Here is a 21,001-nt window from a genome sequence, read left to right as displayed (position 1 = left end):
TGCGCATCGATGACGGAGATGAATACCATGCTGACAATCGCGCTCGTTGATGACGACCGCAATATCCTGACTTCGGTCTCGATTGCGCTGGAAGCTGAGGGATACAAGGTCGAGACCTACACCGACGGCGCATCTGCGCTCGACGGCCTTCTGGCCCGTCCGCCGCAGCTGGCGATCTTCGACATCAAGATGCCGCGCATGGATGGGATGGAGCTACTGCGCCGCCTTCGCCAGAAGTCGGACATTCCCGTGATCTTCCTGACATCCAAGGATGAAGAGATCGACGAGCTTTTCGGCCTGAAGATGGGCGCTGACGACTTCATCACCAAGCCTTTCTCGCAACGCCTGCTGGTGGAACGCGTCAAGGCCGTGCTTCGACGCGCCTCCAGTCGCGAAGCCGCGGCGTCTGCCGGTGGCAGTGGCGCCCCGAAGACCGGTGCGGTGCTGCAGGCCCGGTCGCTGGAGCGCGGACAGCTCGCCATGGACCAGGAGCGACATACCTGCACCTGGAAAGGCGAGCCGGTAACGCTGACGGTCACCGAGTTCCTCATTCTGCATTCGCTGGCCCAACGGCCCGGCGTGGTGAAAAGCCGCGACGCGCTCATGGATGCCGCTTACGACGAGCAGGTTTATGTGGACGACCGCACGATCGACAGCCACATCAAAAGGCTGCGCAAGAAATTCAAGATGGTCGACACCGATTTTGATATGATTGAAACGCTCTACGGAGTGGGGTATCGCTTCCGCGAAGCGGCCTGACGGTCGGTCGCCGACAGCGAAACTATGGAATAAGGGCTTGTGGATGGGGTTCCGGTCCTGTCCTTCGAAAGGGCCGAAGCTTGGCACAGCTTGTGCAGCACAGAGACATCGACGACACGGATAGCCCCAGCGGCGCCCGCATTGCCGGTCGGCGCTGGACGCATCCGTTCACCATCATCCGGCGTATCTTCGGAAATGCTGTCTTTTCGAGCCTGACGCGGCGCATTCTATTCTTCAACCTGACCGCACTTGTCGTGCTCGTAGGCGGCATTCTCTACCTCAACCAGTTCCGCGAAGGGCTGATCGACGCCCGCGTCGAAAGTCTCTTGACGCAGGGCGAGATCATTGCCGGCGCCGTCTCGGCTTCGGCCTCCGTCGACACCAATTCGATTACCATCGACCCGCAGAAGCTTCTTGAGCTGCAGGCCGGGCAAAGTATCACGCCGGTTCCGAACGACGAGGATTTAGAGTTTCCGATTGATCCGGAAAAGGTTGCCCCGGTTCTTCGGCGCCTGATCTCGCCGACGCGCACCCGCGCGCGCATCTTCGATGCCGACGCCAATCTGCTGCTCGACAGCCGCCATCTCTATTCCCGCGGGCAGGTGCTGCGGTTCGACCTGCCTCCGGTCGACGACGAGGTCCAGAACTGGTCCGACTGGTTCAGCGGCTTGCTCAACAAGATGCTGCAGCCGAGCAACCTGCCGGTCTACAAGGAAGCTCCTGGCGGCGACGGCTCGATCTATCCGGAGGTGATGAACGCGCTGACCGGCGTTCGCGGCGCAGTCGTCCGCAGCACCGAAAAGGGCGAACTCATCGTTTCCGTCGCCGTGCCGATCCAGCGCTCGCGCGCGGTGCTCGGCGTGCTGCTGCTCTCGACGCAGGCCGGCGACATCGACAAGATCGTTCATGCGGAAAGACTCGCGATCATGCGGGTCTTCGGCGTCGCAACACTTGTGAACGTCGTGCTGTCGCTGCTGTTGTCATCCACCATCGCCAACCCGTTGCGCCGCCTCTCGGCGGCCGCAATCAGGGTGCGTCGCGGATCGAAGGAACGCGAGGAAATCCCCGATTTTTCTGCACGCCAGGATGAAATCGGCAATCTTTCCATCGCGCTTCGCGAGATGACGACCGCGCTGTATGATCGCATCGACGCGATCGAGAGCTTCGCCGCCGATGTCAGCCATGAGCTCAAGAACCCGCTGACATCCCTTCGCAGCGCGGTTGAGACATTGCCGCTTGCCCGCAACGAGGATTCCAAGAAGCGGCTGATGGACGTGATCCAGCACGATGTACGTCGCCTCGATCGTCTGATCAGCGATATTTCCGATGCATCGCGACTTGACGCCGAGCTTGCCCGCAGCGACGCTGAACCGATCGACATGGAGGTTCTATTGCGCGATCTCGTCGATCTGTCGCGGCAGGTCCGCCATACCAAAAAGGCCGTCGAGATCGAGTACGTCGTCGAGCGCAAGCCAGGCACAAAGACCAAATTCCTGATCAACGGTCATGATCTGCGCATCAGCCAGATCGTCACCAACCTGATTGAAAACGCCCGGTCCTTCGTGCCGGTCGACGGCGGCAAGATCGTCGTACGACTGGTGCGCACACGGACGCGCTGCGTCATCTACATCGAGGATAACGGCCCAGGTATCCAGGCGGAGGATATCGATCGCATCTTCGAACGCTTTTACACCGACCGGCCGGAGGCGGAGGGCTTCGGGCAGAATTCAGGGCTCGGCCTGTCGATCAGCCGGCAGATCGCGGAAGCCCATGGCGGCTCGCTCCGGGCTGAGAACATTATCGACGCGGAGAACGCGGCTCCGCTCGGCGCACGCTTCATCCTGTCGCTGCCGGCCGAAGCACACCCATGATAAAGCACCCGGACAACATCCACGGAACAGCGATCGTTGTCGCCGACACGGGCCTGCTTTTTCTCGGACCGTCGGGAGCGGGCAAGTCTTCGCTGGCGTTTTTATGCCTTGCCGCAGCCAAGCCGCTTGGATTGTTTGCAGCACTGGTAGCCGACGACCGGGTGCTCATTTCGCAACGCGACAATGATGTGTCAGCGGAATGCCCGCCTTCCATAGCCGGGCTGATCGAAATTCGCGGCACCGGGATCATCCGAATTCCTCATGTTTCGCCCGCGCTCATGCACTTCGCCATCCTTCCCGTCGATCCAGCGACAGCGGAACGGCTGCCTCCTGAAGGCGAACGAATAGAGGTTATTGAGAATGTCTCCTTGCCTGTCATCCGGCTCCTGGCGACGGCTCCCAATCCGCTTGCCATAATCATGGCAAAAATACCGATCGGGCCTCAGTGATATCCCTTGAGCTTCCCCGCAGACACCCCATTTATGCATTTTTGGCTTGCACTTCGACTTTTCATGGCCAAGATGTCCCCCCACCGGTGGACGCGATTGCTGCGTTGCGATATGGGCCACCTGTTTGCTTATGCGATGTGGGAGCAGTAATATCATGATCGGACTTGTGCTTGTCACTCATGGCAAGCTGGCTGAAGAGTTTCGGCATGCAGTCGAGCATGTCGTTGGTCCGCAGAAATTCATAGAGACTGTCTCGATCGGTCCCGAAGACGACATGGACCAGCGGCGACAGGACATTATTGGAGCAGTTTCCGGGGCTGACGATGGAAACGGCGTTATCATTCTCACCGACATGTTCGGCGGTACTCCTTCCAATCTCGCGATTTCCGTCATGAACAGCGGCCACACGGAGGTGATCGCCGGCGTCAATCTGCCGATGTTGATCAAGCTTGCCGGCGTGCGCGGCGAAAACAACATGGAGAAGGCTCTGGTCGAGGCATCCGAAGCCGGGCGAAAATATATCAACGTGGCCAGCCGCGTCTTGAGCGGCAAATGACGAGACCGCTATCGCGCCCATGACATCGCACTCCCGTGAACTTCTGATCATCAACAAGCGTGGCCTTCATGCTCGCGCTTCCGCAAAATTCGTCCAGACCGTCGAGGCTTTCGACGCCGCAATCACTGTCTCGAAGGATGGGACGACGGTGGGCGGCAATTCGATCATGGGCCTGATGATGCTGGCGGCCAGTCCCGGCTGCAGCGTCGTGGTCACCGCCAGTGGAAATCAGGCGGCAGAGGCGCTGGAGGCGCTGGACCAACTCATTGCCGACAAGTTCGGTGAAGAGATTTGATCGATCTGGCGACCATATAAAGACATAAAGACTTCTTTATATCCTCATTGCTTTCCGCGATGAAGCCTGCTAAACGGGCACTATCCGCCTGCGCCAAGCGCGGGCAATTCCCGTGCATTCCGTCGCCGCAACCTGCCGGCGGTCCGGGTGCCTCATCCAGGTTGGAGACCTCCTCATGAGCACTGAAAAGGACTACGTCGTCGCCGATATCGGCCTTGCCGACTATGGCCGCAAGGAAATCGCGATCGCCGAAACCGAAATGCCCGGCCTGATGGCTTGCCGCGAAGAATTCGGCGAGACAAAGCCGCTGAAGGGCGCCCGCATTACTGGCTCGCTGCACATGACGATCCAGACCGCCGTCCTGATCGAGACGCTGGTCGCCCTTGGGGCCGAAGTCCGCTGGGCGTCCTGCAATATTTTCTCGACGCAGGATCACGCCGCTGCCGCGATCGCGGCTTCGGGCGTTCCGGTATTCGCGATCAAGGGCGAGTCGCTCTACGACTACTGGATCTACACCGACAAGATCTTCCAGTGGGCTGACGGCGGCCTTTCCAACATGATCCTCGATGACGGTGGCGATGCCACGATGTACATCTTGCTCGGTGCTCGGGCCGAGGCTGGCGAAGACGTATTGTCGAGCCCGCATTCCGAAGAAGAGGAAATTCTCTTCGCGCAGATCAAGAAGCGTCTTGCCGCATCGCGAGGCTGGTTCACCAAGCAGCGCGACGCCATCAAGGGCGTGACGGAAGAAACCACGACCGGTGTCAACCGCCTCTACCAGCTCAGCCAGAAGGGACTGCTTCCCTTCGCTGCGATCAACGTCAACGATTCGGTTACCAAGTCGAAGTTCGACAACAAGTACGGCTGCAAGGAATCGCTGGTCGACGGCATTCGCCGCGCTACTGACGTGATGATGGCTGGCAAGGTCGCTGTCGTCTGCGGCTACGGCGACGTCGGCAAGGGCTCGTCGGCATCGCTCAGCGGCGCCGGCGCTCGCGTCAAGGTGACGGAAGTCGACCCGATCTGCGCACTGCAGGCGGCCATGGACGGCTATGAAGTCGTGACGCTCGAAGACGTCATTTCGTCTGCCGACATCTTCATCACCACGACCGGCAACAAGGACGTCATCCGCATCGAGCACATGCGTGAGATGAAGGACATGGCGATCGTCGGCAATATCGGCCACTTCGACAACGAGATCCAGGTCGCTTCGCTGCGGAACCTGAAGTGGACCAACATCAAGCCTCAGGTTGACATGGTCGAGTTCGCCAAGGGCAACCGCATTATATTGCTCTCGGAAGGTCGCCTGCTGAACCTCGGCAATGCTACCGGTCACCCCTCCTTCGTAATGTCGGCTTCCTTCACCAATCAGGTGCTCGCCCAGATCGAGCTATTCAGCAAGCCTGAGGCCTATTCCAACCAGGTCTACGTGCTGCCCAAGCATCTCGACGAGAAGGTGGCTCGGCTGCATCTTGCCAAGCTCGGCGTAAAGCTCACTGAGCTTTCTGACGAACAGGCTGCCTATATCGGCGTGACGTCGCAGGGTCCATTCAAGTCCGACCACTACAGATACTGATCAGAACATCAATATCCACAACATGTTGTGGCCGCGGCATTGACAAATGCCGCGGCTTATTTTTTGGGCTAATCCCTTTCCGCAGATTCCCTTAGGCGGTATTCTTTTGGCACTTGATTCGTGACGAACCAATCTTCGGAACGCACGGAAATGGGATGTCTTGTCGAGATGCGGCACATTATAGGACGGAGACAGACCGGGAATGTCGGAAATGAACGAAAGCCTGCCTGAGCAGGCGGACGCGCCATTGTGCGCCGCCGTCGTGTATCAGCAAGGCGCTGGAACGCTTTGCCTGCGGGAACACCGTCGAGTTCATTTCGGTGCGGTGGGGCCATTCGGCCGCCTGCTGCGGTTGTTCGCCTCCGGGACGGCGATTGCCGGTTTCGCACATCCCGTTTTTGCCCAGACCGAAGCAAAAGTGCCAGCAGCAGTGCGCCTCTTCACATCTTCGGAGATGGTAACCTTCTCAGTCATCTTCGGCGTCATATCCGCAGCACTTCTTTCAACCATCTGGCTCGTGCGTCAAAGAGGCAATCTCGAGACTGAAAGTCACGAAATCCGCACGGCACTTTCCGATGCGAACCAGCGCATTTCTCAGTACCAGGCATTGATCGCCGACAAGAACCGCCGAATCGTCATCTGGGATGGACCGAATACGCGGCCCGAATTGCTCGGCCAGCTTCCCGCGGAAACCGGCGCGCCGCAGGACCATGAGTTCCTCGCCTTCGGGCGCTGGCTGAAATCGTGGTCGGCAGGCGATCTCGAAAAGGCGATCGACAAATTGCGCGGCAACGGCCAGGCGTTCGACATGGTGGTCGAAACCAACCGCGAAGAAATACTCGAAGCGCAGGGCCGTATTTCCGGTGGTCGCGCGTTCGTCCGCTTCATTGCGCTTAACAATCTGCGAGCCGAGTTGGCCGAGATCAAGATCGAGCGCGACCGGCTGATGATTTCCATATCCGCGTTCCAAAGCCTCCTCGATGCCATAGATCTGCCGGTCTGGCAGCGCGATTCTCTGGGCAAGCTGACCTGGGTCAACCAGGCCTACAGTGAAGCCGTCGAGGCGATCTCGCCGGAAGAAGCGATCCGCGAGGGTCGTGAGTTTCTGACGACCGTCGCTCGTGAGCGCATCCGCTCGTCGGCCACGGCGGAATCGCCGTTCCACGACAAGATTTCGACTGTCGTGCGCGGCAATCGGACATTCTTCGACGTCGTCGAAGTCAAGGTGCCGAGTGGATCGTCCGGGATCGCCACTGACATCTCCGAGACCGAGGCGGTTCGCGCAGAGCTCGCGCGGACGCTGAAGAGCCACGCCGAAACTCTCGACCATCTGGGAACTCCGGTGGCGATCTTCGACGGAGATCGAAAGCTGCAGTTCTATAACCAAGCCTTCGTTGGCCTTTGGGAACTCGATATCGCATTCCTCGAGTCCAAGCCTGATAATAGCGAGCTTCTCGAAAGGCTACGCGCCGCGAAAAAATTGCCGGAACCGCTAAACTGGAAATCCTGGAAGGACAGTGCGCTCTCCGTCTACCGCGCACTCGATACGCAATCCGACCTCTGGCACCTGCCGAACGGCCAGACCCTGCGGGTATTTGCGACCGCCCACCCACAAGGCGGAGCCACGTGGGTGTTCGAGAACCTGACCGAGCAGGTCGATCTCGAAACGCGCTACAACACTCTGGTGAAGGTACAGGGCGAGACCATCGACCATCTCTCCGAGGGCGTCGCGGTGTTCGGGGCGGATGGCCGTATACGTCTGTCCAATCCTGCATTCCGAGCGCTTTGGGGGATCACCGAGACGGAAGCGAAGCCTGGTACTCACATACGAATGCTGGCAGATGCCTGCGCACTCTCCTATGATCGGCCGGACGGCTGGAAGCGCTTTGCCGAGCAGATCACCAGCTTCGAAGACGAGCGTCCGTCATCGCAGGGCACGCTGGAACTCCTTTCCGGCCTGGTATTGGACTACGCGGTCACTCCCCTGCCGAACGCGCAGACCATGCTGACATTCGTCAATATGACGGATAGCGTGCGCGCCGAGCGGGCTTTGACTGAGAAGAACGAAGCCCTTCGCAAGGCCGACGAGCTGAAGAATGATTTCGTCCAGCACGTGTCCTACGAGCTACGCTCGCCGCTCACCAATATCATCGGCTTTTCCGATCTGCTGAAGACGCCGGGCATTGGCCCACTGACCGACCGGCAGGCCGAATATATCGATCACATCGCCACCTCCTCGTCGGTACTCTTGACGCTGGTCAACGACATCCTCGATCTGGCGACGGTTGACGCCGGCATCATGCGGCTGAATTATTCAGACATCTCGTTGGACGGTCTCCTCGACGACGTTTCGATCCAGATCGCGGACCGGCTGCAGGAGAGCGGAGTGACGCTCGAGATCGTCGCGCCGGCACACCTTGGCACCGTGGTTGCGGACCAGCAGCGGTTGAAGCAGATCGTACTGAAACTTCTGAATAACGCGGCGAATTTTGCGCCAGAAGGCTCGGTCATTTCGTTGACATGCCATCGCGACGACACCGATTTTGTGTTCTCGGTGTCGGACCACGGTCCCGGCATTCCCGAAGACATGGTAAGGGCCGTTTTCAAGCGCTTCGCCTCGAGCGGCAAGGGCGGTAAACGCAGCGGGGCGGGCCTTGGGCTATCGATCGTTGAAAGCTTCGTTAGCCTGCACAACGGCCAGGTCTCGATCGATAGCCAGCCCGGCAAGGGCACCGTCGTCACTTGCCGCATCCCCACCGCCAACCTGCCCAGCTCCGTCGCCGCAGAATGACCGCCGCGGACAAGGAAATTTCGCTTTTTCTTGAAGACGAGGCAGCGACGAACCGTCTTGGCGAGGACTTGGCGCTGGCGCTGAAGATCGGCGATTGCCTGGCGCTGAGCGGCGACCTCGGTGCCGGAAAGTCCTCGCTTGCCCGCGCCTTTCTTCGTGCTATGGCGGATGACGGCGGGCTGGACGTCCCAAGTCCGACATTCACGATTGTCCAGTCCTATGATCTGCGCATTCCGGTGTCGCATTTCGATCTCTATCGACTAAGCGATTCCAGCGAGCTCGCGGAGTTGGGGCTCGACGAAGTGCTCGATTCTGGCATTTGCCTGATAGAATGGCCAGAGATGGCCGGGGGCGAGCTTCCAAAAGAGCGCATCGACTTGCGGCTCGACAATGAAGGTGATGGACGTCGGGTAACGATCAGGGCGCCCGCGCCGCAGGCGGCGCGAATTCGCCGAGCACTGAAGATCCGCTCCTTCCTGGACGAGCATGGATATCGCGGCGCAGAACGCCGATTCCTAACCGGCGACGCCTCGCTTCGCGCCTATGAATCGATCTATCCCAGAGGAGAGGCACAGCGTGTCATCCTGATGGATTGGCCACGGCAACCGGAAGGGCCAGCGGTGCTTGATGGCAAACCGTACCCAAAGGTCGCGCACCTCGCCGAAGACGCCTATCCTTTCGTGGCGATTGCAAATGTCCTTCGCGACGACGGTTTCGCCGCACCTGCGGTCTATCACGTCGACTATCAGGCTGGCATTCTTCTGATCGAGGATCTTGGCACTGAGGGCGTGCTCGATGCGGACGGACTGCCGATCCCCGAGCGCTATCGCGAGAGTGTCGCCTGTTTGGCCCACCTGCACTCCCTCTCGATCCCGCGCGATATTCAGGTTACGCAAAAGCACATCCATCACATCCCCGATTTCGACCGACCCGCGATGAAGATGGAAGCACGGCTGCTGCTGGACTGGCATCTCCCGTGGAAAAGCGGGGCAACGGCGACGGAAGCGCAGAGAGACGAATACCTCGCTATTTGGGACGACCTGATCGACCAGCTACAGGATTCGGAACAGAATCTGTTGCTGCGCGACCTCCATTCGCCGAACATCATCTGGCGGCCGCACGAGACCGGTATCCGCCGCGTCGGCCTCATCGATTTCCAGGATGCGATGATTGGTCCAACCGCTTACGATCTGGCCGCACTTGTCCAGGATGCGCGCGTCACCATCCATCGCGACCTGTTCGACCAACTGATGGCCGACTATCTATCGTTGCGCCATGCACAGGGCGGTTTCGACGAAGCCCAATTCCTGAAGAGCTGGGCGATCATGTCGGCGCAGCGTAATTGCAAGCTCGCGGGCCTGTGGGTACGTCTGAAGCAACGTGACGGCAAGCCTGGTTATCTCAAGCATATGCCTCGAACGCTGACCTATCTTCAGGTCGCATTCGAACATGAGGCGCTTGCCCCCTTGCGCGATTGGTGCGCAAGGGCTGGAATAGCGGCCAGCGAATCATAAGTTCCGGATCAGATGACCATCAAACAGGCCATGGTGTTGGCTGCGGGGCTTGGAACCCGCATGCGCCCGATCACCGATAACATTCCAAAGCCGCTGGTGAAGATCGCCGGTAAGCCGATGATCGACTATGCACTCGATGCGCTGGCAGATGCCGGGGTCGAACGAGCAGTTGTCAACGTCCACTATCTCGCCGATCAGATGCTCGACCATCTCGGCTCCTACCGACGGATGGAAATCATCATCTCCGACGAGCGCGAGCACTTGATGAATTCGGGCGGGGGATTGGCGAAGGGTCTGATGCTTCTCGATCGCGATGCGGTCTTGGTCATGAATGCCGACCTCTTCTGGATCGGCGAGCGGGATGGCGTGCCGACGAATCTGGAACGGCTCGGTGAGTTCTTCGATCCGGAACGAATGGACATGGCGCTTCTCTGCGTCGAACTCCAACATACGACAGGCCACAACGGCAAACGGGATTTCAGCCTGGCACAGGATGGAAGACTCACGCGCTATGGCGACGGCATGGTCGATCCGGTGGTTTACGCGGGCGCCATAGCCATGAGCCCTTCGCTGTTCGACGACGCACCCTCCGACGCTTTCAATCTCAATATCTATTTCGACAAGGCAATCGCTCGTGGCCGGCTTTATGGCTTGGTCCTCCAGGGTCATTGGCTGACAGTCGGGACGCTGGAGGCTATCGGCGAGGCAGAAGAGACGATCCGGCGCATCAGCGAGGTCGCGTCGACATGACCGGGGGTCACCGCCAGCGCATCCTGACGATCCCGGCGGGCCTTCCCTTCCTGAAAACGCTTGCCACGGCGCTGTGCGACGGCCGGCTGACAGAGCATTTCCGCCACGACCCTGGCGACCCCTTGTCGCTTGCCAAAGTCACGATCTTCCTGCCAACGCGGCGCGCGGCGCGTGTCTTGCGCTCAGAGTTCGTCGATCTGCTCGGTGGCAGTTCCGCCATCCTGCCGGTGATCCGGCCACTTGGAGAGACAGACGATGACAGTGGCTATTTCGACGAGGACGTGCCGGCAACAGTGGATCTCGCCCAGCCGCTATCAAACACGGCCCGCCTGCTTGAGCTCGCACGGCTAATTCTTGCCTGGCGCAACCGCCTCCCGCAGATCGTCCGCGATATCCATTCCGATTCGCCGCTGGTCGCGCCCGCAAGCCCCGCCGATGCGATCTGGTTGGCACGCAATCTGGCCGAGCTGATCGACTCGATCGAGACCGAGGACCGCGACTGGGCGGAACTTGGCCGTCTGGACGCCCAGGATCATGCACTGTGGTGGCAGCTGACTGCGGAATTTTTGCAGATCGCCAGCAGCTTTTGGCCTCTTCGCCTGGAGGAACTCGGCAAATCCTCTCCCGCGCGACATCGCAACGCCATTCTCCGCGCCGAAGCCCAACGGCTTGCGACGATGCAGCACGCCGGACCGATCATCATTGCCGGCTCGACCGGTTCGGTGCCGGCGACCGCCGATCTCATTGCCGCCGTTGCCGCCCTGCCGCAAGGCGTGATCGTCCTCCCCGGTCTCGACCTCTCGATGCCGGACGAAGACTGGACGCTCGTGGCGCCGGTACTCGGCGATGGCCAGCGTGTTGATCCCGCGACCCGCAGCCATCCGCAATATGGCTTGGCGCAACTGTTGAGACGGCTGCAGGCGGAGCGCTGTGAAGTCGAGACCGTCCAGCAGGCGGCGCCTGATATGCAACGGCGTGCAGAGGTTCTCTCAAGGGCGCTGGCGCCGGCGAAGGCGACCAGCGGCTGGGGCGAATGGCAAAAGACGCTGCCATCTGATGCGATGATCGAGGCATTTGCCGGAGTTTCGCTGATCGAAGCTGCGAACGAGCGCGAGGAGGCGACGGCAATCGCCATCGCGCTTCGACTTGCGCTGGAAAAGCCTGGGCAGAACGGCGAAAGCCAGGCGGCCCTCATCACGCCGGACCGGAATCTTGCGCGCCGGGTAACCGCAGAACTCGCCCGCTTCGACATAACAGCGGACGATTCTGCCGGCACTCCGCTGTCCGCGACACCTCAGGGTGGTTTGTTGCAGCTGCTTCTCGAAGCGACGCTTCGTCCCGGCGATCCCGTTGCCATCGTGGCGCTGCTGAAACATCCGCTTGCCCGCTTTGGGCTTGATCGCGGCACCCTGGAGCAATGCGCCGAAGCGCTTGAGCTGCTGGCATTGCGCGGCGGTGTGGCGGAGGTCGACATTGGTGCTCTTGAGCCATTGCTCGATCAGCAACTCGCCAGTCAATCGGCTGACCGGCATACACCGCGGTGGCGCAAGAGCCTACCTGCCGAGGCAGTCGATCACGCGCGGAGGCTGACACGCCGCCTCACCGAGGCCGTAGAATCGCTCTCCTCGGCTATGGTGCGGCGCGGGCCTGGAGATAGAGGTCTGACGACCAGTTTCACGCTGTCCGAATGGGCAGAGCGCACGGGCCGTGCGCTGGAAGCGGTAGCTGCGGATGAACGTGGAGACCTGGCGGCCCTCTGGTCGGGCGAGGCTGGCGATTCGCTCGCCAGTGTGCTGCGTGAGGTCATGGATGCTGATGGCCAGATGGAAGCTGACGGGCCGCAGTGGATCGATATCGTGACTGCGCTTTCAGCTGGCCAGGCCGTGAAGCCACGTGCCATGAGCCATCCGCGCATCTTCATATTCGGTACGCTGGAAGCGCGGCTACAGAGCGTTGACACCCTCATTCTCGGCTCGCTGAACGAAGGATCGTGGCCGGGCCAGATCGCTAACAATCCGTTCATTTCGAGGACGATGAAAACCGAGATCGGCCTTGAGCCGCCGGAGCGGCGTATCGGCCAGCTGGCACATGATTTCGAGATGGCGAATGGTACGCGAGAGCTGATTTATACGCGCGCCATGCGCCAGGGTTCGACGCCGACGGTGGCGTCGCGCTGGCTGCAGCGCTTGGTGGCATTGGGAGGCAAGGAGTTTGCGGCCCAGCTGAAGGCGCGCGGCGATCATTTCCGTGACTGGGCAGCGCTGATCGACGAGGGCGCGGATCAAAGGCCGGCGCAAAGGCCGGCGCCGACGCCGCCGGCGTCGCTGCAACCGAAAAGCTATTCCTTCAGCGAGGTCGGCCGCTTGCGGCGCGACCCCTACGCGATCTATGCAAGACGCATCCTGCGGCTCGACCCCGTCGATCCGTTCAATCGGGATCCGGGCGCGGCCGAACGGGGAACGCTCTATCACAAGATTGTCGATCGCTTCATCCGCGAGGGTCACCTCGCCGGCACGCCGGACGCTTTGTTGGCGATGGAGCGGATTCTATGTGAGCTTTTTGACGCCGCGCTACTGCCGCCGCATATCGACAGCGTCTGGCGGCCACGTTTCCGCGAGGTGGCGCGCGCATTTCTCAGCTGGGAGGCCGAGCGTCGTCCGCAAATCCGCAAGACTTTCACGGAGGTCCGTGGAGGAATCGAGATCGAACCTGCAGGCGTGAAGCTGACCGGCGTCGCTGACAGGATCGATCTGAAGGGCGGCAATGCTGCCGACATCATCGATTACAAAACCGGCTTCAACCCATCGCCCGCGCAAGCCCGCACCCTGCTCGACCCACAACTGGCGCTGGAAGCCTACGCCCTACAGGCCGGTGCCTTTCGCGACACCGGGCCACTGATCCCGGACAATCTGCTTTACGTCCGTCTCAGGCCAGGCGATCGCTTCAAGGTCGACCAGGTCAACAATGAATTGTCCAGCGCAAGCGCGAGGACGCAGCCGAAATCGGCCGTGGACCTTGCAGAGGAGTCGATCGACCAGCTGGTGAAGTTCGTGTTGCTGTTGCAATCGGGCGAAAAGGGCTTCTCGTCCCGGCTTGTTCCGGCGCAACAATTCGAATTCGGCGGCGACTACGATCACCTTGCCCGAGTAGCCGAATGGTCGACTGCCGAAGCGGAAGAGGCAGCAGCCGATGAGTGACCTGGCAGATCTTCCAAACGGAGACGATCCCGGCACGTGGATCGGCTGGACGACGATCCAGCAGTCGCTCGCCTCCGATCCTGTCCGATCGGCCTGGGTTTCGGCCAATGCCGGCTCAGGAAAAACACATGTGCTTACGCAGCGCGTCATCCGGCTGCTGCTTGCCGGCGCTCGGCCTTCGGCTATTCTCTGCCTCACCTATACCAAGGCAGCGGCATCGGAAATGTCAAACCGCGTATTCGAGCGGCTGGCCGAATGGGCGACGCTATTCGACGACGAATTGAGGGCGAGGATCACGCAGATCGAGGGCGAGGTGCCCGACATCTTCAAGATGGCCGAGGCGCGACGGCTCTTCGCCAAGGCGTTGGAGACGCCGGGCGGCCTGAAGATCCAGACCATCCACGCCTTCTGCGAGGCGCTGCTGCACCAATTTCCGCTGGAAGCAAATGTCGCCGGCCATTTTTCCGTGCTGGACGATCGCGCTGCGTCGACACTGCTCGCAGATGCCCGCCGCTCGCTACTGACGACAACGACACCGGAAGAGGATGCGGGCCTTGCCGAGGCCTTTGCCTACGTGCTTGATCTCGGCGACGAATCCGGTCTTGAAGGGCTGTTGAGAGAGATCGTTGCCAACCGCAATGCCATCCGCCGCTTTACGCTCGCCGCAGAACAGCAAGGCGGTGTCGATACATTGCTTCGGTCCCGCCTCGGCCTGTCGGCAAATGACACCGAGCAAGGCATCGCCGAGCAATACTGGCCCTTGCCTGGCCTTTCCGGTTCAGCGCTGGATCTCTATCTCTCACTTGCCGATCTCAAGGGCGGCTCCAAAGCGCAAGAGATTGCCTACAGGCTGCGGCTTGCCGCACGGGAGCGCAATTCGACTGAACGTGCCGAAATCCTGGAAAAGGTATTGCTGACCTCCAAGGGCGAGCCGAAGGGCGACGGACAGTTCTTCGTCAAGGCAATGCTTGCCGAGGCGCCTCAGCTTGCCGAGGCTGTTGCGGCCGCGCGGGCGCATGTCGTTTCGTGCCGCGACCGCCTGAAGCTGATGCGGATGTATCGGGCAACACGGGCGGCACTTACCCTCGCCGACCGCCTTAACCACGACTACGAAGACCTGAAGAAACAGCGTAGCCAGCTCGACTTCGAAGACCTGATAACCCGTACCGCCGATTTGCTGACGAGGAGCGGTGTCGGCCCGTGGATTCACTACAAGCTGGATCAGGGCATCGACCACATTCTCGTCGATGAGGCACAGGACACCAGCCCGATCCAATGGAGCGTCATCCAGTCCTTGGCCGAGGATTTCTTTTCCGGCGAAAGTGCCAGGCCGACGCTGCGGACGCTCTTTGCCGTCGGCGATGAAAAACAGTCGATCTATTCCTTTCAAGGCGCGCGACCGGAGCGATTTTCAGAGGAAAGCGACCGGACGCGCCAGCGTGTCATGGCCGGGGGCCAGGCTTTCTCCCCGGTGCGGCTGCCGCTCTCCTTTCGCTCGACCGAGGACGTACTCTCTGTCGTCGATCATGTGTTTACAGTTCCTGCCAATGCCCGCGGCTTGAGCGCGACAGGCGAAGCAGTCGTGCATCGATCCAGCCGGATCGGTCATCCTGGCGCCGTCGATCTTTGGGATATGATCATGCCGGAAGCGGTGCCGCGGGAAGAGGATTGGACGGCGCCCTTCGACGCGACGCCCGAAAGCGCACCTGCTGCTATCCTCGCACGCCGTATTGCCCACACGATCGACGGCCTTGTCGGGCACGAGACAATTATCGAGAAGGGCAAGGAGCGGATGATCGAGGCGGGTGATATCCTTGTCCTTGTCCGCAAGCGTGATGCCTTCGTCAATGCCCTCACACGAGCCTTGAAGAGGCGGGACAATATTCCGGTTGCCGGCGCCGATCGGCTGGTCCTCACGAGCCATATCGCTATCCAGGATCTCCTGGCGCTCGGCCGCTTTCTGCTTTTGCCAGGCGACGACCTTTCATTGATGGCGGTTTTGAAGAGCCCGCTGTTCGACCTGACGGAAGATGACGTATTCACAATTGCCGCGCTGCGCGACGAGAATGAAAGCTGCTGGAAACAGCTTCAGAAATTCGCCGCCGACGGCCATGAGCGATTTGCCGATGCCGTTGAACGCATGAAGATGTTCATGGCATTATCGAAGTCCTATTCCGTCCATGATTTTTATGCGCGCGTGCTGGGCAGCCAAGGTGGTCGACGGCAGTTCCTGGCTCGTCTCGGCACCGAAGTGAGCGATATTCTCGACGAATTCCTCACTTTCGCGCTTGATCACGAGACCTCGGGCCTGCCCGGATTGCAATCCTTCGTTTCGACGCTGGAGCTGGAAGCCCCCGTTGTCAAACGCGAGCAGGACAAGGGACGCAACGAGGTGCGGATCATGACCGTTCACGCCTCGAAGGGACTCGAAGCGCCGATTGTCTTCCTTGTCGACGGTGGCTCGAAATCCTTCACCCACACACATCTGCCGAAGCTCCGTCTTCTGGAAAGCCGGGATGGCGACGTCTCTGTGCCAGTGTGGATTCCTGTCAGCGCGCTTGCCAATTCGCTGACGCAGGCCGATGCGACCCGCATCCAGGGACAAGCGGAGGAGGAATATCGCCGTTTGCTCTACGTCGGGATGACCCGCGCGGCCGACCGACTGATCGTCTGTGGTTATCGTGGTGTTCGACAGAATCCGGATACCTGGCACATGATGATCTCGTCGGCGATCGGTCAGGACGGCGGTCGCTGCGCGCCGGCGAGCTTTACCGGTCCCGATGACGAGTGGCAGGGGCTGAAGTGGCGCGTTGCGCGGCTTGATCGTACTTTCCAATCGGCCGAGAAGACTGAGCACCGCGCCGAGCGGAAGGCCCTGCCGGCAGAACTGGCGCGCCCGTTGCCGCCACAACGTCATCTACCCCGACCGTTGAGCCCATCCGGTGCAGGAACCATCATCGATGACGAGGCCGACGATCTACTTGTTGCCTCGCCGCTGTTTGCCGACAAAGGGCGGTCGGATCGATCGCTGGAAAAAGGGCGCCTCATCCATCGGATGCTGCAGATGCTTCCCGACATCCCATCTTCGGACCGGGTCGACGCCGCCCGGCGCTATATCGCGCGCGCCGCGAAGTTCTGGCCGCAGGTTGATCGGGACAGGCTTGTCGACGCCGTCCTGAGGTTGATGTCACACCCCGAAATGCAGGATGTTTTCAGCGCCCATGCACGGGCGGAAGTCTCGATCATGGGTACGCTGGCTGTCGATCAACGGACATTTGCCGTCTCGGGCCGGATCGATCGTCTTGCAGTGCTCGAAAGCCACGTGGTGGTCCTCGACTACAAGACCAATCGCGTGCCGCCGACGACCGCCGATGACATCCCTTTCGCTCATCGCGCGCAGCTGGCGATCTATCGGGAAATCCTGGCTCCGCTTTACCCAGGCAAGCGGATAGACTGCGTGCTGGTCTATACGGAGAATGCGTCGATCCACACCCTCACGGACGGTGCGATTGCATCGGCGCTTGCCGAACTCAAGACAAAGTGAAATACCGGACATTGAAATTCCGACGCTGCGCCATCACATGTGGTTCAACAGCAAATCCCGTAAGGAGCAATCAGCCTATGGCTACCGTGAAAGTCGATGTATCCAACTTCCAGTCTGAAGTTCTGGACTCTGCAGAACCCGTCGTTGTCGATTTCTGGGCTGAATGGTGCGGTCCGTGCAAGATGATCGCTCCAAGCCTTGAAGAGATCGCCGTCGAAATGGCCGGCAAGGTCAAGGTCGCAAAGTTGAATATCGACGAAAATCCTGAACTCGCAGCAAAGTTCGGCGTCCGCTCGATCCCGACGCTGGCGATCTTCAAGGCCGGCGAAGTTGCCGACATCAAGGTTGGCGCTGCACCGAAATCGGCTCTCTCGAGCTGGATTTCGAACGCCGCCTAACTTGTTGGATCAGATCATTGCCAAGAGCCCGGTTTCGACCGGGCTTTTTTCATTTTGGCGGCGTACCGTTGTCCGAGAGAACATCGCCGACCAGATAAAGTGAGCCGCCAATCAAAATACGTGGCGCCGTGGCGTCCGTCGACAGCGCCTGGCGGATTGCATCGAGAGCTTCGCCGACCGTCGACATGGGTTCAGCAACCAGACCGGCATCATAGGCGGCATTGGCAAGAATAACCGGATCGATCATCGCATCGCTGTGGCGGATAGGCACGCAGAAGACCTTTTCCGCAAGACCGGCAAAGGCCTTGAAATAACCGACGGGGTCCTTGGTGTTGATCATACCGATGATCAGGAACAATGGGCGCGACTGGCGCTCCTCGAAACCCGCCATCGCCTCGGCGATCACTTCGCCAGCGCCGGGATTGTGTCCACCATCGACCCAGATTTCGGCACCTGCCGGCGCATGCGCCATCAGCTTGCCCTCACTCAGCCGCTGTAGCCGGCCCGGCCAGTCGACCGAGAGCATGGCCTTTTCCATCATGGCCTCAGTCACGATGAAACCTGCAGCCTTCAATGCGCGGATGGCGGCGGCCGCATTGGCGTGCTGGTGCCGGCCCGGCAGCCGCGGCAACGGCAGATCGGCGAGCCCGAATTCGTCCTGGTAGATCAGCCTGCCATATTCTTCATGTGCCGAATAATCCTGGCCGTAGACCGCCGTCGGACAACGCAGCCGCTCAGCCGTCGCCGTCAGCACATCCAGCGCTGCGTCATATTCCTGATGGCCGATAACAACCGGCAAGCCGGGTTTCATGATACCGGCCTTTTCAGCGGCGATCAGCTCGACGCGATCACCAAGGTAGGGCTGGTGATCGAGCGAGATCGGCATGATGACCGAAACAGCCGGGTTGGAAATGACGTTGGTGGCATCGAACCGACCGCCAAGGCCAACCTCGAGGATGGCGGCATCGGCCGGATGCTCTGAAAACAGAATGAAGGTCACCGCAGTGAGGATTTCAAAGACCGTGATCTTCTGGCCGGCATTGGCATCGGCAACCCGCCGCAGCGCATCTGCAAAGACGGCGTCGTCGACGAGTTGTCCCCGCCCGCCCTTGACGCCCATGCGGTACCGCTCGTGCCAGTTGACCAGATGCGGCGACGTATGGACGTGAACGCTAAGGCCACCCGCTTCCAGCAGCGCACTGCAAAAGGCTGTGACGGAGCCTTTGCCGTTCGTTCCGGCAACGTGAACGATCGGCGGAAGCTTCGTATGTGGATTGCCGAGAACGTCGAGTAGGCGGGTAATTCTATCGAGCGACAGATCGAAGCCCTTGGGGTGCAACCCTAAGAGCTTTTCGATTTCCTGTTCGGCTTCGCTCATTGCGGATTGGTCCATCGGTATCGGTATCATCCCGCACCTCCGCCTTTCGGCCGCCTATCGTCGCTCAGGCACCGACCGCCATTGGAAGCACAAGTTCCTTGCTCTCTCTTAACGAGACTTCCGCCGGCTTCTTCGTCAAGATTTTCAGAAGACGTGCCAACGTATCCGGAATGTCATGGCGCTTGATCACCATGTCGACCATACCGTGCTCCAGCAGATACTCCGAGGTCTGGAAGCCTTCCGGCAACTTCTCGCGGATCGTCTGTTCGATGACGCGCTTGCCGGCAAAGCAGATTTCTGCGCCTGGCTCGGCCAGGTGGATATCGCCGAGCATTGCGTAGGAGGCCGTGACGCCGCCCGTCGTCGGGTTCGTCAGCACGACGATATAAGGTTGTCCGGCTTCCTTCAGCATATCGACCACGACCGTCGTGCGCGGCAGCTGCATCAGCGAAAGGATACCTTCCTGCATGCGCGCGCCGCCCGAAGCCGGGAACATCACAAGCGGGCACTTCTCTGCGATGGCGCGCTCGAAGGCCTTTACGATAGCCTCGCCCGCAGCGATGCCTAGTGAGCCACCCATGAAGTTGAACTCGTGGACGACGGCGACGATCTTCAGTCCGCGCAGCTTTCCAACGCCGGCAAGGATCGTATCTTCCTGCTCCGTCTTGATGCGGCTGTCTCGCAGGCGATCGGCATATTTCTTGGAATCACGGAACTTCAGCGGATCCTGCGCGACCTTCGGCTGCGGTAGCGCCTCGAATTCGCCGTTGTCGAAAAGATCGAGCAGACGGGCCTTGGCGGGCATCTTCATATGGAAGCCGGAGGCGGGAATGACCCATTTATTGTCTTCCAGATCCTTGTGAAAGACCATCTCGCCCGTTTCCGGGCACTTGATCCAGAGATTTTCCGCAACTTCGCGGCGGCCCAGCATGGAGTTGATCCGCGGGCGGACGTAATTCGTGATCCAGTTCAAATCGAATGCTCCTGAATGACTGAATTGACCAAAGCGATTGCACAATTCAAAGTGTTAGAGCGATCTTTGCGCGTCCCTGCGGACGCGCCGCGCTCTAATGTGGCGACACTATTCGGCGGCAACAAGGCGCGCAGAACGGGTTCCGGTGGAAAGACCGCGAACTAAAGTCGCGACGGCCTGAACGGTGTCGGCAGTCGCCTTTCCGTCCTTGGTCAGGCTGGTCGCGACCTGGGTGACGATCGCCGTTCCGACGACGACCCCGTCGGCGGAGCCGCCGATAACCCTGGCATGATCGGCGGTCTTGACGCCGAAGCCGACGCAGACCGGCAGGTCCGTGTGGCTCTTGATGCGCTTGACGGCGCCCGAGACCAGCGACGGATCCGGCAGCGCGGAACCGGTGATGCCGTTCATCGAGACGTAGTAGACGAAACCAGATGTGTTCTTCAAAACCGTCGGCAGGCGCTTGTCGTCGGTCGTCGGCGTTGCCAGGCGAATGAAATTGATGCCCTTGCGGATTGCCGGAATGCAGAGTTCATCATCCATTTCCGGGGGCAGGTCGACCACGATCAGACCGTCGATCCCAGCAGCAATCGCATCGTCAAGGAAGGTCTCGACGCCGTAGATGTAGATCGGATTGTAATAGCCCATCATGACGATCGGCGTATCGCGATCCGTCTGGCGGAAGTCGGCTGCAAGCTTAAGTGTCTTCTTCAGCGTCTGTCCGCCCTTCAAAGCGCGCTGACCTGCCAGCTGAATGGCGGGACCGTCGGCCATCGGGTCTGAGAAGGGCATGCCGAGTTCGATAATGTCGGCGCCTGCTTCAGGTAGCGCCTTCATGATACCAAGCGAGGTATCGTAATCCGGGTCGCCGCCCATGAAATAGGTGACGAGCGCCGGGCGGCCTTCCGCCTTCAGATCGGCAAAGCGTTTGTCCATGCGTGCGGTCATGA

The 21,001-nt window shown here is 60.2% G+C and carries 15 protein-coding genes; 12 read left to right on the top strand and 3 right to left on the bottom strand.

The features are described from left to right. The first annotated feature begins 27 nt into the window (after positions 1–27). The 12 genes from CPY51_RS26540 to trxA all read left to right on the top strand — a co-directional run bounded on the left by CPY51_RS26540 (position 28) and on the right by trxA (position 17,700). A complete protein-coding gene (locus CPY51_RS26540) occupies positions 28–759 on the top strand; it encodes a response regulator transcription factor (RefSeq protein WP_195909629.1) in 732 nt (243 codons plus the stop codon). A gap of 80 nt (positions 760–839) precedes the next feature. Further along, a complete protein-coding gene (locus tag CPY51_RS26535; protein ID WP_111163191.1) occupies positions 840–2,630 on the top strand; it encodes a sensor histidine kinase in 1,791 nt (596 codons plus the stop codon). Continuing rightward, positions 2,627–3,079 (top strand): HPr kinase/phosphorylase, encoded by a 453-nt coding sequence (locus tag CPY51_RS26530; RefSeq protein WP_111163190.1) that lies wholly within the window; start codon positions 2,627–2,629, stop codon positions 3,077–3,079. The genes CPY51_RS26535 and CPY51_RS26530 overlap by 4 nt, the downstream gene beginning before the upstream one ends. Before the next feature lie 154 nt (positions 3,080–3,233). After that, the gene (locus tag CPY51_RS26525) at positions 3,234–3,635 is read left to right on the top strand and encodes a PTS sugar transporter subunit IIA (RefSeq protein WP_111163189.1); all 402 of its coding nucleotides are present in this window, start codon (positions 3,234–3,236) and stop codon (positions 3,633–3,635) included. A 19-nt stretch (positions 3,636–3,654) separates the two neighbouring features. Further along, entirely contained in the window at positions 3,655–3,930 is a 276-nt protein-coding gene (locus CPY51_RS26520; RefSeq protein WP_111163188.1) for an HPr family phosphocarrier protein, read from the top strand. Positions 3,931–4,105: 175 nt separating this feature from the next. Further along, positions 4,106–5,506 (top strand): adenosylhomocysteinase, encoded by a 1,401-nt coding sequence (gene ahcY / locus CPY51_RS26515; protein WP_111163187.1) that lies wholly within the window; start codon positions 4,106–4,108, stop codon positions 5,504–5,506. 202 nt (positions 5,507–5,708) lie between these two features. Then, positions 5,709–8,297, top strand: coding sequence for a PAS domain-containing sensor histidine kinase (locus tag CPY51_RS26510; protein ID WP_111163186.1), 2,589 nt, complete (start codon positions 5,709–5,711; stop codon positions 8,295–8,297). After that, positions 8,294–9,811, top strand: coding sequence for a tRNA (adenosine(37)-N6)-threonylcarbamoyltransferase complex ATPase subunit type 1 TsaE (gene tsaE, locus CPY51_RS26505; protein ID WP_111163185.1), 1,518 nt, complete (start codon positions 8,294–8,296; stop codon positions 9,809–9,811). The genes CPY51_RS26510 and tsaE overlap by 4 nt, the downstream gene beginning before the upstream one ends. A 12-nt stretch (positions 9,812–9,823) precedes the next feature. Continuing rightward, positions 9,824–10,561, top strand: a complete 738-nt coding sequence (locus CPY51_RS26500) for a nucleotidyltransferase family protein (RefSeq protein WP_111163184.1) — start codon at positions 9,824–9,826, stop codon at positions 10,559–10,561. Then, the gene (addB, locus tag CPY51_RS26495) at positions 10,558–13,758 is read left to right on the top strand and encodes a double-strand break repair protein AddB (protein WP_111163183.1); all 3,201 of its coding nucleotides are present in this window, start codon (positions 10,558–10,560) and stop codon (positions 13,756–13,758) included. The genes CPY51_RS26500 and addB overlap by 4 nt, the downstream gene beginning before the upstream one ends. Continuing rightward, positions 13,751–17,302 carry a double-strand break repair helicase AddA gene (addA, locus tag CPY51_RS26490; RefSeq protein WP_111163182.1) on the top strand — a complete coding sequence of 1,184 codons (3,552 nt, stop codon included), beginning with the start codon at positions 13,751–13,753 and terminating at the stop codon, positions 17,300–17,302. The genes addB and addA overlap by 8 nt, the downstream gene beginning before the upstream one ends. Positions 17,303–17,379: 77 nt before the next feature. Then, entirely contained in the window at positions 17,380–17,700 is a 321-nt protein-coding gene (trxA, locus tag CPY51_RS26485; RefSeq protein WP_111163181.1) for a thioredoxin, read from the top strand. 49 nt (positions 17,701–17,749) lie between these two features. Here the strand turns inward: trxA and CPY51_RS26480 are convergent, their stop codons facing one another. The 3 genes from CPY51_RS26480 to trpA form a co-directional block, all read right to left on the bottom strand. Continuing rightward, positions 17,750–19,078 carry a bifunctional folylpolyglutamate synthase/dihydrofolate synthase gene (locus tag CPY51_RS26480; protein ID WP_111163248.1) on the bottom strand — a complete coding sequence of 443 codons (1,329 nt, stop codon included), beginning with the start codon at positions 19,076–19,078 and terminating at the stop codon, positions 17,750–17,752. 64 nt (positions 19,079–19,142) lie between these two features. Next, positions 19,143–20,051, bottom strand: coding sequence for an acetyl-CoA carboxylase, carboxyltransferase subunit beta (gene accD, locus CPY51_RS26475; protein WP_111163180.1), 909 nt, complete (start codon positions 20,049–20,051; stop codon positions 19,143–19,145). Positions 20,052–20,159: 108 nt separating this feature from the next. Further along, positions 20,160–20,999, bottom strand: coding sequence for a tryptophan synthase subunit alpha (gene trpA / locus CPY51_RS26470; RefSeq protein ID WP_111163179.1), 840 nt, complete (start codon positions 20,997–20,999; stop codon positions 20,160–20,162). Positions 21,000–21,001 lie beyond the last annotated feature (2 nt).

Source organism: Arminella tubonensis, from assembly GCF_003240585.1.
Classification (GTDB): domain Bacteria; phylum Pseudomonadota; class Alphaproteobacteria; order Rhizobiales; family Rhizobiaceae; genus Rhizobium; species Rhizobium tubonense.
Note: the sequence above shows the minus strand (reverse complement) of the source record. Positions and strands in the feature narration are given on the sequence as shown.